Raw genomic sequence first — 16067 nt, 5'->3', positions numbered from 1 at the left:
AGGCGCTGAGGGCTCTTCGAACAGGGTTTCATCATTGGCGTGAATCTTCCGCCATCCCCTGCTGCGGCTTGTGACATTGGCTCGCTGGCACGCCTTGCCCACCCGGCGAGCCCTGGCCTGTGTGACGGTGTGCGGCATTGGCGAATGCCGGGTAACTTCCAGGACTTGCTGCCCCCCGGGCCGCTCTTCGATAATCCGCCGCTCACGACAATCAGTAGCTCAAAAAGGTGCTCGGCGCACCCAGGGCGGAGTCTCAGCATGGATGTACAGGCCGCAGCGCGGTTTGGCGATGAAATCGCCCATGGATTCGGAGTTGCGGCGATGATCGCCGGCGCGGTCGCCGGGGCTCTCATCGGTGCAGCCATCGTCGCGGCAACTGCCGCAACGGGCGGCCTGGCGGTGGTGATCCTGGCGGGCTCGGTCGCCGCTGGCGGCCTGTCGATGTTCCAGCTGGTGAAAGGCCTGTCGACCATCTTCGATTTGCCCGAGCCAACCACCGGCGAGCTCATAAGAGGCAGCCCCAACGTCTTCGTCAACCTGCGCAACGCCATGCGGGCCGGTGAGGATGTATCGAGCTCCTGTAGCGGCTTTCCCCTGGGGCATCCGCCCTGGCCGTTCCCGGTCACCATCGCCGAAGGCAGCGCCACCGTGTACATCAACGGCAAGCCGGCGGCGCGCCTGACCAGCAAGATGACCTGCGGGGCGCACATCAAGTCCGGTAGCCAGAACACATTCATCGGCGGCCCGACGCTGCGGGTGGAGTTCGTGCTGGATATCGAGGGTTGGCTGCATACCGGCCTGGAGGCATTGGGCCTGGTCGCTGCCGCAGGAGCCCTGGTGCTGGCGGCCATGGCCGGCGTGGCAGCCCTGTTGACCACCGTGGCGGTGGGGGCTGCAATCTATGGCGGCATGGAATTGCTCGGACAGATCGGTGACCGGCTCGGCCCGGGCTACCGTGACCTGCTGCAGGGCATCGCCGGCCTGGCACTGCTCGGCGCCGGGCCGAAAATGGCCAAGATGAGCGCGGAACGCAACGCCGCGCGCCTGGCCAACCAGTCGCAGGTACTGGAAGTGCGCACGGCCGCGGAGGTCAACAAGGTGATGATCGAAAAGGGCGACTTGCCAGCGTGGCTGGAAGGAACCCAGGTCAAGACCGAGATAGTGCCACCGGGAACGCAATACCAGATGGTGGTCGCCAAGGGCCAGGCCGAAGCCATCATGCAGGGCAAAAAGGCCTTCGGCGGCTTCGCCACCCCCGATGCGATTCCCAACCAGGCCTATGCCCGGGATAAACTGGTGATCCTCGATCGGTTCAAGACAGATGTGTCCCATGTGATCACCGTCGAAACCACCGCCCCGCAAAAGATTCACAGTGGCATCACCGGTCCGCTGGAGAACTACAAGGGCGGGGTGAAGCAAGTGGAGTTCCTCGACGAGAGGTTTCTGAAAATAGTCGGCACGCCTGAAGTGCTGCCTGTGGAGTGAAAATTGTGATCAGTGATTTCGAACGCATCCGGGAAGACGGCAAGGTCATCGACGAAAACATGACGGTGGACCGGATGATCGCCCTCGGGTGGTCTCCTTGCCTGGTCGTCGAGGCACGCTGGCGCTGGCAGGAACAGCTCCTTAGCGTGGTCAACAGCCGCGGCCTGCTGGCGATCGTGGTACCGGATCGGCAACACCTCGCCATCCTGTGGAACGATGACGACACGGGCATAGCCGCGACCCTCTACGTGGTCTCCGGCGACCGCCAGCAACAGATCCGGATTACCGACCAGTTGCTGATCGATGGCCAACTCGAAACCGGGGTCTACAGCTGGTTCGAACAGTTCCCGCAGGATTCGCCCAGCGTCTTCACCTGCATGTTCAGCCGGCAACGCGACCAGGCGATGTTCAGGGTGGATATCGACGCGGCGACCGGCGACATTCTTTCGGTACAGCATTCCCGCTGAATACCCTTGCGCCTGCTGCACCAGCACATAAATGCCGCGCAACAGTGCATGGCGCAGCGCACCAGGCGCATCACGGGCGGCCACTCAGCCGTCCGTTTTCACAAGGAAACACCATGCCTGCAATGGCCGACAACATCCCCCTGCGCCAGATCCGGGCGGTCTACGACGCCTGCACCCTGCGCGTCTACCAGGCCTACTCGGCAAGCATTGCCGATGCGGCGCTGGCCCATGGCACCTTCGTCTCGCCACCGTTCAAGATGGAACGCATAACCTGGATAAAGCCCTCCTTCCTCTGGATGATGTATCGCGCCGGCTGGGGCTTCAAAGACGCTGGGCAGAGCCGCATCCTGGCCATCGACATCAGCCGCGAGGGCTTCGAATGGGCCCTGGCCCACAGCTGCCCGAGCCACGCCGAGGAGGGGCTGAGCAAGGAGCAATGGTTGCAGTTGAAAGACCAGTCGCCGGTGCGCATCCAGTGGGACCCGGAGCGCGACCTGCACCTGCGGCCCCAGGAACACCGGGCCATCCAGATCGGCCTTGGCCAGGAAGCGGTGGGCTTGTACGTGAACCAGTGGATCCAGCGCATCAGCGACGTCACGCCGCTGGCGCATCGCATCCATGAGCGGGTGCTGGCTGGCGACCTGGAAGAGGCGCGGCGCCTGCTACCCCAGGAACGCGAATACCCCATGGCGGGCCCTGCTGCGTAAACCGCCTGGCGCGCCATCTTCAGCATAGCCGCCACTGGTGGGATTCCTGCCTGAGGCATCAACAATCGGATTGACCAGCTTTCTGTTTTCATCATCAAGCAGGTGAATTGGGAACGGCATAACAGTTACCAATTCCCAAAGCGCCATTGAAACCCTTAGCCGACTCTGCGCCTCCTCCGCTTTTACAGAGACACCATGACTAGCACTTTTAACCATAGAGTTGGCGGCATTACGCATCCGCTCTTGGTTTTCAGGTGTGGACGCTTGATAAGCCAGTGCGCCAACCAGGGCAAGCATAACCCCCGAACTAGCGAGCCCCTGAGCATAGTTATTTGCGCCTGCAGGAGAGATGAGTTGGTGTTTGCCGAAGGGGAACAAGGGCCGTCCGACGATTTGCGCCTGCGGTTCGTGGCCGTCAGCAACATGCCCGAACAAGAGAAGTCGGTAATCGATCCCCTGCTCGATGGGATGATTCTTAAATATCAGGCATCGCGGATCATGGGCGGCGATACGCCGCAAACCAGCAACTGACCGAGTAATACAGAAGGAATACAAAAGCGCGGGCCGAGGGTGCGACAACACCTCCGTCCCGCTAACCACAAGCAGCTAATAAGGAGCTGAATCATGGCTAAGGCCGATCTTAGGGCAGCCCTGCCAAAACTGAACGTTTCGCCACCATCGCCGCCGATTTCTACCCGTCCAACGACAAGGACAATGACTACGCCACCGTCCGGCCCGTGCCCTGAATCAGGCTGCGAGGGCCGTGGCTACGGCAAGCGGGGTTTGAGGTGAATGAGGACGTTAAAGTTCGAGTGATGAAGGGGTGTTTGGTGATTAAGGCGGAGTAAGAAAAAATCCCCGGCTTGGCCGGGGATATTTTATTCTTCATCCCAGAAATTACCTGGCGGCGCATATTCACCATCTTTCAAAACAACGCACCATCCAAAATCTGTGTAAAACATTTCTAGATCAATAATCTTGTAAAGATTGGCTTTAATCTCTCTTAAAGTAATCAGGCTATTCGCATAGTGTGTGTATTGGCCTCCTCCCCCTGCAACAGCTCTTAACTCCAATTCCTTACGATCCCACTCCAATACGACTCCATATGAAATAGGAACAGTATCTGAAAAAGAAACCTCAAACTTGCTAGAGATCCTGCACAAGCAGGGGATGCGTACCTGCCTGAGCAATTGCTCAGTTCTCATATCAGATGGAAATTCAATACTTAAATTCATTTCAACGCACTCCGAGGAACAACAACCTCACCCGTAAAGCTTTTTTCAAAAGTGGTGACAGGACTGAAGTATTGCGTGCCATGAGGGTCACGAATAGCAACAACTGGAATGTTATTTCTAGTTGTGACTCCATCTACCACTACAAAATGAGAGAAATCAGAGCCTCCTGTCTTGTCAGCTATACGCACAACTACAGGAGTCCCACTTGAGGTGTATCTAGTTAAGTCAGCAACATTTCTGTTTCCAAAGGCACTTGCAGGAACACCTTCAGACTTCATCAAATCAGCAACATTCTGAGTAAATATTCCTTTCTCAGAAGGGGGCAGTCTTTGGACAAGAGTCCCTATATCAACTTCTTTACCCATGGTGTTCAAAACCATCCCACATGAATTGTGACCACAAGTAGGCACTGGCCCTTGGTTCACAACTAGACGATCACCGTTTCTAGATATCGAATCAGCAAGTAAAGGATTTTTAGGAACAGCACCCGCCGCTTCTCCTACAGCCCCTTCACCTTTTGCCGCAGCAACCCACTTCCCACCAACCCACTCGACTGCCTTGCCACCGATACCTGCGGTAATTGCTCCGGTAGCTGAGTCAAAAACTATACCGCCTAACTGATCCGGCGTCGAAAATAGCAACTGATCACCAGCACGCTCAAGGCTTTGTGCTGGTATCGGACTGTTAAGCCAGTCAATACCTTCTTTGCCTGTCTGAACAATGTGGCCCGGAATATCCGTCAAATGATTCAGGGTATTGACAGTACTTTCGTAAACCTTGCCAGGCCAGTTGATAGCCGCATCAACAAAACCTGACCCCATCTCACTAGCAATGTACCCCCACTCTTTCGCAGGACCATATCCGGACCAAACAACCTGACTTTTATCAATCCCGCTCCAGTAGCGGTCTAAAGCCTGTTGGTGTTCCGCTGGAGTCATGCCCTCTTGATAAGCCGCCAGCTGTACCAGACGGGCCTGTTCAGTCCGTTCAAAATTTCGAGCCTGATCCAGGCTATCCATGGCCTTGGTAATTCTATTTTGACAAGCTGCAACATCTCCACCCCGAGCCTTACAGCCTTCACGTGCTTGATCTGCTGCCTCTATTTCTCTATGTAGCAACCAGTTGTACTGGGTCGCATTCTTCGCAACCCAACCACCCTTCTCCATCTTGGCCGCATCAGCATCTGCCTGCCCGGCTGCTGCCAACACCCCCACGATCTGCGAACTCATGCTCAGCAGGTCTTTATTGCCACGCACCAAATCGTCCAAATAGACGACCACTGCCTCATTTGCTCCCGCTGCCAGGGCACCGGTCCTGAAATCACCTCCGGTTGCCTTGGCCAGCAGTCCACCGACCATCGCGTGAACCGCAACCTTAGGTAACGAGCCGTCCGCCAAAACATCTTTAGTGTAGTCGCCGACCAAGTTGAAGCTCGCCGCCGCCAAAGTATTGAACAAGGCTCCTTTCAAGGCATCGCTGGCACTACCACCCTGCCCCAGTGCCTTGCTCAACAACATGGAGGTACCGCTCTGTAGCGTCTGATTAGCAGCAAACTGTCCAACACCACTCCATGTGCTCAAAGAAGGCTGGGTGATGACCTTTCCTATGGCCGTATTGGTTTCAGTGCCGGTCCACTTATCAAAAACACCACTGGTCAGCCCTGCTGTCACACCCGAGATCACATACCCCTTCATTGCATTCGAGGAGGTTACGTCCTTGAATACTGCCCCCAGGTCGCCGCGATTGTTGATCACGCTGACTGAAGCATTGGTGGCTGCACCTGCCGCGACAGCACCTGCTGCGGCTGACAAGCCGCTTGCTGTAGTCGACGAAATGGTCCCGGCAGCAACTGCCCCGGTAGTGGCTCCCCCCATTGCGCCTGCCGCCATGGGGCCTACAACTGCCGCCATCACAATCGCAATGATGATTTGCGACGCAGGCCCGAGCCCCGAATGGCTGTACTTGAAGGAATCGTGGATTTCCTTCACCTGCCGCCAGTCCACATCGCCACGAGCTTCGGCCTGTTTCAACCAGGCCAACTGTGGATCAGCCTTGACCATCGCATCGATGCTTTGGCTGACCGTCTCCTGGTTGACTTGCTTAACATCGATTTTCAAACCATCGACGGCTTTGATTGCGATGTTGCCAGCAGCCATTATCTGGCTCTGACGCAGGGTCTCATCGGTGTTGCCCTTACCTTTGGACGAGACCCAGAAGGCATTGTTATTTGTCTTTTCGTGGCTCTCCTGATGCAGATCCTTCACCCCTTCAAAGGTGATGGCACCACCACTTTCCAACGAGATGTCCTTGCCACTCTCAAGCTTGGCAGCCTGATATTTCTGGTCACCGTCACTCTTGAGGGTCAGGTTGCTACCAGCACTGATCTCACTCCCGACATGGGTGACCTTGGTCACTTCATCGCGCTTGGTTTTCTTGGCTCCCCAACTCCCCTTTTTCTTCATGTCATACAGCGAGTATTCGCTGTCCTGGGCGGCCAGTAGCTCCAGCTTGTCACCCGCTACCAAGTACGCATCATCACCAGCACTGATCCGGCTGGAGATCAGGGTCAGATCCTGCCCCGCCCCCAAACTTACATCTCCACCCGCCTTGACGCTGGTGCCCACTTGCTTGACCTGGTCTTGCTGGCGGGTGACCTTCTTGGTCTTGCTATAGGCGTGCTCTTCATCGGCTGCCGAGGCCAGGGTCAGGTTCTCGGTAGCGGTCATGTTGATGTCGCGCTTGGCCTCGATCTGGCTGGCGATGGCAGTAAGGTCACGGCCCGCCTGGGCCTTGAGGTCGCGTCCGGCTTCCACGGTGGAGCCAGACTGGGCGATGGTCTGGCTGCGGTGATGGGCGCCCTGGTCGGCGCTGTCGATTTTCTCGACGGAGGCGATGCGGATGTCACGACCGGCCTTGAGGCTCAGGTCGGCGCCGCTTTTCAGGCTGCCGCCGTTGTTGAGGAGGTCGCGACCGGCATCCACGCTCAACTGGTTGGCCGCTTCGATCCGTGCGCTGCTGTCGAGCAAATCGTTGTGGAAGCGATGATCGCCAATGCCGCTGTCGAGGCCGGTGACGGTGCGCTCGTTGATCATATCCCCCTGGCTGGCCCTAAGGCTCACGTCACGCCCGGCAATGATGCCGCCGGCCTTGTTCACCAGGGTGTTGCCGGCCAGCAGGTCGAGGCGGTCGCCGGCTTCGATCAGGCCACTGTTGACCAGGTCTTGCCCGGCCTGGGCCGAGAGGTTGTGGGTGGCCCGCAGGGTGCCGGCGTTGTCCAGGTTCTTCCCGGCGATCAGATTCAGGTCACTGCCGGCGATCAGCGCGCCATTGGGCGCCAGGCGGTTGTTGGAGTGGGCCAGGTAGAGCACCGGCACCAGCACCTGCTCGCCATTCACTTCGGTGCTTTCCAGCCAGACGATGTCATGGGTCAGGGCCGCCACCTGCTCGGAGGTCAGGCTCACGCCCACCGCCAGGTTGAGCTGCTGCTTGCTCTTGATGGCGTTGTCCATCAGGTACTTGAACAGCTTCTCGTCGGTGTCCTGGCCATTGATGAAGCGCTGGCCGGTGCGGGCGGTTACCGCTTGCTGGATCAGCTTCTGTTCGTAGAAGCCGTCGCCCAGGCGCTTGGCGCTGTCGTCCGGGTTGTAGCCCAGGTTGGACAACAGGTAGTCCGAGCTCATGAACTGCTTGAGGTCGGTCAGCACCGGGTTGGTTTCGATCAGGTACTTGTGCGGCTGAGCCGCCGGGGAGCGCTCCGGCAACCCCTGCACGCGGTTGATGTTCAGCAAGCCAGGGTCGGAGGCCTGGTTGCTCAAGGTCGCGGTTGGCTGGCTATCGGCAACCGTGGTCCGCCCCAACGGGCCTGTCTCGATACCGGGCGTTGCGACAGTGATCGCCGTGGCGCCGGTCGCGCGCTCACCCTTCTGGCGATTGGCCTGGAGTGACTCCAGCGCCTGGGCCTGGAGCTGGGTCGAGCCGGTGATCGCCACCTCTCGTTCCACGCCCGTGGGCACGGCCTTCTGGTGCTGCACGTTGCTGACCTGGGCGCTGCCCATGCTCCACTGCTGGGGCGCGGCCCCCGTGGCGGTGCTGCCGTCTTGCTGGCTCAAGCGGAACAGGCCGTTCTGGCCCGAGGGCAGGCTGAACCCTGGCAGGGTCAGCGGGTTGACCTGCTGCTGGGCCAGGTCTGGCGGCAGTTGTGCATTGAGCTTCACGACCACCGGTTCGACACCACCGCGCACCGAAGTATCGACCCCGGGCTGCGAGGTTCGGTCAGGACGCTTGGATTCGGTCACCGAGCTGTTCACCAGCGTCTGGCTGGCCTTGATCGAGATCGCCCCGCCTGCCTGGATGATGGCCGGGGAGATCGCGCCTCCCACGACCTGCGAATCGGTGGTGACGTCACTGACCAGGCCGCCGCCCCAGGCGGAGGTGTAGTTGTTGAACGCTTGCTCGGAGATAGGCGTCGGGGTCGTCTGCGCGTTGTAGGAGGCAACGTAGCCGCCACTGAAGGCGTAATCGCTCTTTTTCTTGGCCCAACCGGAATACCACATCCGGGTGCGGACGGATTCCCCAGCTACGTCGCCCTTGTTGAGCAGGTTGTCAGCATCGATGCTGATGTTCCCCGTCGCACTGAGGGTGCTGTTGGTATTGGTGATGTCGCCGCCCCGGACCGTCAGGTTGCCTCCTGCGTGGAGCAGGGACTGTGGCGAGTCCTCCTTGATGACGTTGCGGAAGGTCTCCCGGGCGTAGTAGTTGGTCTGCCGGTGCTTGCTGCCCGAGTAGTAGTTGGAGACGGTGATGTTTCCGGAGACGAACTCCTTGTTGTAGTCGATCTTTTCCTTGCGGTTGATCAGCTCCTGGACATCGAGCTGCATGTTGCCCTGGGATTCGAGCGTGCCGGAGATGTTCTCCATCCTGGCGGCCCGTGCGCTGTCACGGCCAGCCACCACCAGGTTGCCCAGGCTGTAGATGTCGCTGCGGTTGTTGGTCAGCTCGGTAACCTGCAGGTCCATGTCGGCGCCGCTGAACAGCAGCCCGCCACCGTTGGTTTCCAGGCTGCCGTTGCTCAAGCTGCGGGCCTTCACCGTCAAGCCCTGGGCGCCGGCCAGGGTGCCCTGGTTGAGCACGGTGTCGGCCTTGATGTGCAGGTCGCTACTAGAGGTTACGCGCCCCAGGTTGCTCATCTGCCCGAGTACGTCGATCGAGGTCCGACCGCCACCCGCCAGGCTGCCGGCACTGGCCAGGTTCAACTGTGCGGCGCTCAGGTCCAGGCTGCCCTGGCTGCTGGTCCGGCCACTGCCGCCATAGCTCCCAGCCAGGGTCAGGTCGAGGCTGCCATCACTGGCGATCAGGCCATCGTTGGACCAGTTGCCGCCGCGCCCCACCAGGCTTTCGGACGCCAGCAGCTGGCCTTCTGCAGTCTGGTTGAGGGTGTTGACGTTGAGGGTCAGGCGGCCGGCCTGGATCACGCTGCTGTTGGTCCAGGTGTCGGTGTCCAGGGTCAGGCCGCCCCGGGTCACGAGGTTGCCCCCGGCCCGGGTCAGGTTGTCGGTGCTGATATCGAAGGTGCCGGTGCCGGCGTGCAAGACACTGCCGCCCTGGTTCTGGAAGCTGCCGACATCCAGGGTCAGGTCGCGGTTGGCGGTCTCCAGCTTGCCGGCACGGCTATCGAATGCCCCGGCGATCTGCAAGCCGGTGCGGCCCTCTGCGCCCAGCGCCCGCAGTTGCCCACCGCGGTTGTCCAGGCTGGCAGCGCGGATGTTCAGGGTCTGGGCACTTTCCAGGATGCCTCGCTGGTTGTTCAGCGCACCGCTGAGGTCGAAGTCGATCCGGTTGCCCGCGACCTGGCCACGCACATCGCCGCTGTTGTCGAAGCTGGCGGCGTTGACCTTGACCGCTTGCTGGGCATACACGCCGCCGTCGCGGTTGTCGAAATCCCCGGTGGTGATGGTGGTGTCGCCACTTTGCGCCGCGAGACGACCGCCATGATTGTTCAGGCTGGCGCTGCTCAAGCTCAGCGCCTGGGCCTGGATGATTCCGCCCTGGCGGGGGTTGTCCTGCTCGAAGTCATTGCGCAGCCAGCCCCCCAGGGCCTTGCCTTGCAAGGCGCCCTTGAGGCTGGAGAGCGTGCCGCCACGGTTGTCGATGGTTGCGGCCGCAAGACTCAGGTCGGCGGTTTCGGCGATGACCTTGCCGCGCCGGTTGTCGAAGGCGCCCTGTACATCGAGGTCCAGGGCCGTCCGGCCCTGGATCACACCGGCCACGTTGTCGAGGCTGCCGGCCTTGAGCTTCACATCCGCGTTGCGACTGTGGAGCAAGCCGTCGGTGCTGTTCTGCAAGGCTGCGTCGATGTTCAGGAGCAAGGCGCCATTGGCCGCGACAGTACCGCGGTTGCGGTTGTCCAGGCTGCCGGCGGCAAGGCTCAGCAGCCCCTGGCTGATCAGCTCGCCGCCCTGGTTGTCGACCTGACTGGCGCGCTTGAGCAATAGCTGCTCGGCGCTGGCCAGCTTGCCCCGGGTATTGACCAGGGCACCCAGCAGGTCGAGGGTCACCGCGCCATTACTGGCCAGGGTGCCCGCGCTGTTATCCAGGTGGGTGCCGGTCACGCTCAGTTGCTGCTGCGCGTTGATCGTGCCTGCGGCATTGACCAGGGTCTGGGCCTGCAGGTCCAGGTCGGCGCCGCTGTCGATCAGGCCGCCCTGGCTGTTATCGAGTCGCCCGCTGACGCTCAGGCGTTGTCCGCCCGCACTGGAGAGTACGCCGCGCTCGCTGTTGTCGAGGTTGGCGGCGCTGACGCTCAGGCCTTGCTGGCTGACCAGTGCCCCGCCGTCACGGTTGAGCAGGTCGTTGGCGACATGGGCCTCGAGCTTGCCGTAGCGACTGGAGACCGTACCGTTGTTGCGGTTGTCCAGGTTCGCGGCATCGATCTTCACCCCTTGCCAGCCAGACATCAGGCCGCCACGGTTGCTCATCTGGCCGGCGTTCAGGCTCAGGCCCTGGTGGCTGATCAATGTGCCGGCGTCGTTGTCCAGCCGGCGCCCGGCCAGCTCCAGCTGCTGCGTGGTGGATATTTCACCCTGGCGGTTGTCCAGGTCCCGCAGGTGCTCGAGGGTCAGGACACCGGTGCTGCTGATCAGGCCCGAATTGTTGTTCAGGTCGCCGGCGCCGAGGTCGAGACCAATGGCGGCGGCGGTCAAGGTGCCCTGCTGGTTGTCCAGGCCGGTACTGCCGAGCGTCAGGGTACGGGTGGCATTGATCAGCCCTTGCTGGCGGTTGCCCAACTGGCCATCGATGTTCAGCAGCAGGTCGCTGCGGCTGGTCAGCGTGCCGCCGCTGTTGTCCAGGCTGGCGGCGCGGCCATCGATGGACTGGGCGGCGATCAGCCCCTTGAGGTTGTTCAGTTCCCGGCTGACGCGCAGGGTCAGGGCCTGGTTGCTGAGCAGCTTGCCAGCACCGTTGTCCAGGTGCTCGGCCGCCAGGACAAAGCCCTGGGCGCTGGAAATCTCGCCCCCCTGGTTGTTCACGCCCTTGAGGTTCTTCAGGTTCAGCAGCGGGCCGTTGATCAGGCCGCCCTGGTTGTTCAATTGGCCGTGATTCAGGTCGAGCGTCACAGCACTGTTGCTGGACAGCTTGCCACCCTGCTGGTCGAGGCCAGTGACCGTAGCGCTCAGCGCCTGGTTGCTGGTGAGCTGGCCGCCATCGCGGTTGATCAGCTGGCCGGCCTGAATATCGAGGGTGTTGCGAGCGCTGACATGGCCGCCCTGGCTGTTGTCGAAGGTCCCGGTGGTGATCCGCAGGGCCTGGGCGCTGCTCAAGATTCCCTGTCGAGTGTTATCCAGGCTGGCGCTGTACAAGACCAGGCCAGCATCGCTCACCAGTTGCCCGCCTCGGTTGTCCACCAGGCCAAGACTGGTGATACCCAACTGCCCGGCGCTGGACAGCACGCCCTGGTTGTTATGCAGATTGGCAGTGTTGACCGTCAACCGGCCCTCGCTGCTCAACGACCCCTGGTCGTTGAGCAGGTCCCCGGCAAGCTCCAGGGCGACATCTTCCTGGCTGCTCAAGCTGCCGCCGGTGTTGTCCAGGCTGGTCCCGCTCAGGGCCAGCGCGGTCTGCGCCTGCAGCTTGCCCTGCTGGCGGTTGAGAATGCTGGACAGCGTCAGGTCCAAGGCCTGCCCGGCGACCACCTGGCCGCCATCGCTGTTATCCAGTTGCCGCCCCTTGAGATGCACATTCGCCTTGCTGGAGATTTCACCGCCCCGGTTATCGATCTCGGCGACCTTAAGCTCCACGCCCTGGGTCGCTCGGACCAGTCCATCGTTGCGGTTGTCCAGGCCGGCGCCTTCAAGCGTGAGCGAACCATCGGCCAGCAGCAGGCCGTTGTGGTTGCTGGCTTGCCCCACCCGAGCTAACACATCGCTCTTGCTGGAAACCTGGCCATGGGTGTTATCCAGGCTGGCGGCATCGAGCCGGGTCAGGCCATCGCCAATCAGGCTGCCGCCCTGGTTGAGCAACACGCCATCGACGGCCACTGTCGTCGCGCCACGGCTACTAAGCATGCCGTCGCGGTTATCCAGGCTGGCACTGCGCACCTGCAAGGCCGCCGCGGACACCTGGCCCTTGAGGTTGGCCAGGGCCTGTTCGATACGCAGGGTCAGGGCCTGCTGGCTGATGAGTTTGCCGGCGCTGTTATCCAGGGTGTTGGCGGCCAAGACAAAGGCCTGGCTACTGGAGATCTCACCGTTGCGGTTGTCGACGCCATTGAGGTTTTTCAACATCAGCAACGGGCCGTTGATCAGCCCCTGGCGGTTGTTCAACTGACCGTTGTTCAGGTCCAGGCTCAGCGAGGTCTTGCTGAACAACTGGCCGCCCTGCTGATCGAAACCGCTGACGCTGGCCGTCAGCGCTCCATCGCTGGCAATGCGGCTGTCGGCGCCATTGCTGACTTGCCCGGCCTTGAGTTCGAGGCTGTCGAGGCTGACCAGGCGACCGCCGGCGGTGTTGTCGAAGGCTCCGGTGGTCACCGTTGCCGGGCCCTTGGCATCGAGCAGGCCGTGACGGTTATCGAGGCTGGAGCTGCCAAGCCCCAGGCCACCGGCACTGCTGATCGAACCCTGCCGGTTGTCCAGGGCTCCGCTGCTGGCCAGGGTCAGGGCGCCGGCGCTGGAGAACTTGCCGGTGGAGTTATCCACACTGGCGGCACTGGCCCCTAAGGCGCCTTCAGTGGTGAGCACGCCCCGGGTGTTGTCCAGCTTGCCACTCAGGTGCAGCGCCAGGCCTTTCTCCCCGGAGACGGTGCCTTCGCGGTTATCCAGGCGTTGGCCTTGCACGGTCACCTGGCCCTTGCCGGAGACCAGGCCCTGGCTCTGGTTGATCAGTTGCGCAACCTGCAGCGTCAGGTCCGTGTCGGTCAGCAGCTTGCCGCCGCTGTTGTCCAGGCGCGCGCCATTGACCTTCACCCCGGTGGAGCCAGACAGGCTCCCGCTTTGGTTGTCGATGTCATCGACCTTGAGTTCCAGCGCTTTTGTTGCGCCGACCAGCCCGCCCTCACGATTATCCAGGACACGACCTGCCAGGCTCAGGTTGCCCTGGGCCACCAACTCACCTTTTTGCTGATTGAAACGTTCGACATTGGCGTTCAGGTCTTGCTGGCTAGCCACCCGGCCACCGGCGTTTTCCACCAGCGCAGCATCCAGCTGTACCGGCCCGGCGCCGCTTAGCAAGCCGCCCCGGTTGTCCAGTGTCGTGCCCAGGTAGTTGACCGCCGAGCGCCCCAGCAGCAGGCCGTTGAGACGGTTATCCAGATGGCCGACGTTAAGTTGCAGGCGCTGCCCGGCACTGACCTTGCCGTGGCGGTTGTCCAGTAGCGCGCTGTCGAGAGTGAGCAGGTCCTGGCCAATGAGGTGGCCTTGACGGTTGTCAAAACTGCCCGCCTGGATCGCCAGTGCTCCTTGGGCACTGACTTGCCCCTGGCCCTGGTTGTCCAGCAGGCCGGCGACGATAGCCGTCAGGCGCGCTTCGCTGATCAGCTTGCCCGCGTGGTTGTCCAGGCTGGCCGCGTGCAGTTCGCCATCGGCGCCGCTGGACAGCTCCCCTTCGTGGTTGGTCAGGGCGCCGTCCAGGTTCAGGTTCAGCGCGTTCTGGCTGGTGAGTGTGCCGGAACTGTTGTCCAGCGCGGCCGCCCGGACTGTCAGGCCCTTGGCCGAGATCAGGCCGCCGGCGTTGTTCAGGGCCTGATCCAGGCGCAGGGTCAGGCCCTGGTCGCTCAGCAGTTCGCCGCCGCGATTATCCAGCCCCTGGGCGTTCAGCGTGAACGCCTGGGCGCTGGAGATCTCGCCGTCCTGGTTGCTGACCTGCGCCAGGTTGTTCAGGACCAGGCGCGGACCACGAATCAAGCCCCCCTGATTGTTCAGAAAGCCCTGGTTCAGATTCAGGTCAAGCGCCGTGGTGCTGGTCAGGCGTCCGCCATTACGCTGATCCAGCGTCGTGAGGCTGGCCGTCAGCTTGTTGTTGCTGGCGATGCGTCCTGCGTCACGGTTGTCCACCTGCCCGGCCTTGAGGTCCAGGGTCTGCAGGCTGGTGAGCTGGCCACCCTGGTTGTTCAGGGCCCCGTCGACGTTCAGGTGCAACTGGGTACCGGCCGTGACCAGCCCGGCGACGTTGTCCAGCGTCGCCACTTGCAGCTTCAGGCCAGCCAGACTCGAGAGTTCGCCCTGCCGGTTGTCCAGGGCTGAGGCCCGGGCGTTCAACTGGCCGGCGCTGTTGACCAGACCACCCTGGGTATTGAGCAGCTGGCCGGCAGTCAGGTCGGCGTTACCGGCGCTGAGCACCCGGCCCTGGTGGCGGTTGTCCAGGGTCCCGGCATTGACCGTGACCTGGCGCTGCCCGCTGAGGGTGCCGCCCTGGTTGTCCAGGGCTTGCGTGGTGGTCACGCTCAGATCACGGCTGGCCACCAGGCTCTTGCCGGCGTTGTTCAGGCTCTGCGCACGCAGGCTCAAATCGCCCTGGGCATTGCGACTGTTGTCGGCATTGACCCCGGCCTCGATGATGCCCTGGTTGTTCAAGGTGCCGCCGCTGGTGAGCGTGATGCGGTCCCGGGCCACCAGGTTGTTGCGGTTGTGCAGGTCGCCCTGGGTTTCAACCTTCAGTTCGGTCCCGGCATACACCGCGCCCTGGGTCTTTAGGCCCTGGGCCTTGATCGCCACTGCGCCCTTGTCGGCCGTCACTTGGGCCATGCGCAACTGGCCGTTGGCGTCGAGCTGGATATCGCCACCGCTGGCGATCAGCTTGCCGTCGAGCTTCACCCCCACGCCGGCTTCGGTGCCCACCAGCTTGATCGCCCCGGCGTACATGCCGCCCAGGGCCGAGGAGTCGATGGCCAGTTGCGGGGAATCCGCCGGGTTGGCGGCCCGGGCGGTGGCCTTGAGGGTCTGGGCGTCGACGTCGTTGGCGCCCGTGACCAGCGCCAGGTGCCGGGCCTGGATCTGGGCGTTGACCTTGGCGCTGCGGGTGATGATCTCGAACTGGTCGATATTGCTCGCGTTGAGCCCCGCACCTTCGATGGCCACGCTGCCCTGGTCCACCTGGTAGCGCTGCAATTGGCCATTCTCGATCACCGGCTTGCCGGTGGTCAGGGTGGTTTTCGGGGTGTTGATGAAGCCGCAGCCATTGCAGGTGACGCCGTAGGGGTTGGCGACGATCACATGGGCCGATTGCCCCGCCACTTCGGTGTAGCCCTTGAGCTGGCTGGGGCTGCCGCCGTTGACCTCGTTGAGGATCACATTGGCCGCGCGGCCACCCAGGTTGGGGTTGCCGAGAATGATCCCGCCCAGTTGCGTGGACTGGGTACGGTCGGTGGCGTTGTTGAGGATCACGCCCTGCTGGCCGACGTTGTAGTCGCTGAACTTGTTGTGGGACAACCCGCCGCCATTGGGCGTGGCGATGTTGACGACAGGCACGCCATTGCCCGCCTGGCCGAGCGTGGTGCCGCTGCCGTTGACCACGATGCCGTCGGCCATCACCACCAGCGGCTGCCAGAACATCATGTTGGCCAGGATGAACGCCAGGCCACGCTTGGGCAGGCCCCAGAACGAATCACGCGATTGCAGGGCGGCGGAGGGCTGGCGGGCCAGGAAGGCAAACTGACGAACGTCCATGTCGGGTATCTCGGG

General features: G+C 62.0%; 8 protein-coding genes. 5 read left to right on the top strand and 3 right to left on the bottom strand.

All coding sequences use genetic code 11. The features are described 5' to 3' along the window. The first annotated feature begins 258 nt into the window (after nucleotides 1–258). The 3 genes from AC3WK8_RS11775 (at nucleotide 259) to AC3WK8_RS11765 (ending at nucleotide 2659) form a co-directional block, all read left to right on the top strand. Nucleotides 259–1485 carry a PAAR domain-containing protein gene (locus tag AC3WK8_RS11775; protein ID WP_085598071.1) on the top strand — a complete coding sequence of 409 codons (1227 nt, stop codon included), beginning with the start codon at nucleotides 259–261 and terminating at the stop codon, nucleotides 1483–1485. 5 nt (nucleotides 1486–1490) lie between these two features. Continuing rightward, nucleotides 1491–1952 carry a hypothetical protein gene (locus AC3WK8_RS11770; RefSeq protein WP_022643471.1) on the top strand — a complete coding sequence of 154 codons (462 nt, stop codon included), beginning with the start codon at nucleotides 1491–1493 and terminating at the stop codon, nucleotides 1950–1952. Nucleotides 1953–2065: 113 nt separating this feature from the next. After that, nucleotides 2066–2659, top strand: coding sequence for a DUF4291 domain-containing protein (locus tag AC3WK8_RS11765; RefSeq protein WP_256592268.1), 594 nt, complete (start codon nucleotides 2066–2068; stop codon nucleotides 2657–2659). Here AC3WK8_RS11765 and AC3WK8_RS11760 read toward each other — a convergent pair. Continuing rightward, nucleotides 2615–2956: a hypothetical protein gene (locus AC3WK8_RS11760; RefSeq protein ID WP_146043257.1), complete on the bottom strand. Its 342-nt coding sequence runs from the start codon at nucleotides 2954–2956 to the stop codon at nucleotides 2615–2617. The genes AC3WK8_RS11765 and AC3WK8_RS11760 overlap by 45 nt on opposite strands. 57 nt (nucleotides 2957–3013) lie before the next feature. Between AC3WK8_RS11760 and AC3WK8_RS11755 the strand changes: the two genes are divergently transcribed. Together AC3WK8_RS11755 and AC3WK8_RS11750 are read left to right on the top strand one after the other, a co-directional pair. Then, entirely contained in the window at nucleotides 3014–3190 is a 177-nt protein-coding gene (locus AC3WK8_RS11755) for a hypothetical protein (RefSeq protein WP_158250052.1), read from the top strand. 215 nt (nucleotides 3191–3405) lie between these two features. Continuing rightward, a complete protein-coding gene (locus AC3WK8_RS11750) occupies nucleotides 3406–3507 on the top strand; it encodes a SymE family type I addiction module toxin (protein ID WP_103324813.1) in 102 nt (33 codons plus the stop codon). 30 nt (nucleotides 3508–3537) lie between these two features. Here AC3WK8_RS11750 and AC3WK8_RS11745 read toward each other — a convergent pair whose 3' ends face one another. Then, complete coding sequence (locus AC3WK8_RS11745) at nucleotides 3538–3894, bottom strand: hypothetical protein (protein ID WP_103324798.1); 357 nt, start codon at nucleotides 3892–3894, stop codon at nucleotides 3538–3540. Beyond that, nucleotides 3891–16052, bottom strand: coding sequence for a two-partner secretion domain-containing protein (locus AC3WK8_RS11740; protein WP_103324799.1), 12162 nt, complete (start codon nucleotides 16050–16052; stop codon nucleotides 3891–3893). Before AC3WK8_RS11740 ends, AC3WK8_RS11745 begins: the two co-directional genes overlap by 4 nt. Between the last annotated feature and the right edge of the window lie 15 nt (nucleotides 16053–16067).

The organism is Pseudomonas sp. FW507-12TSA (assembly GCF_058781435.1).
Note: the sequence above shows the minus strand (reverse complement) of the source record. Positions and strands in the feature narration are given on the sequence as shown.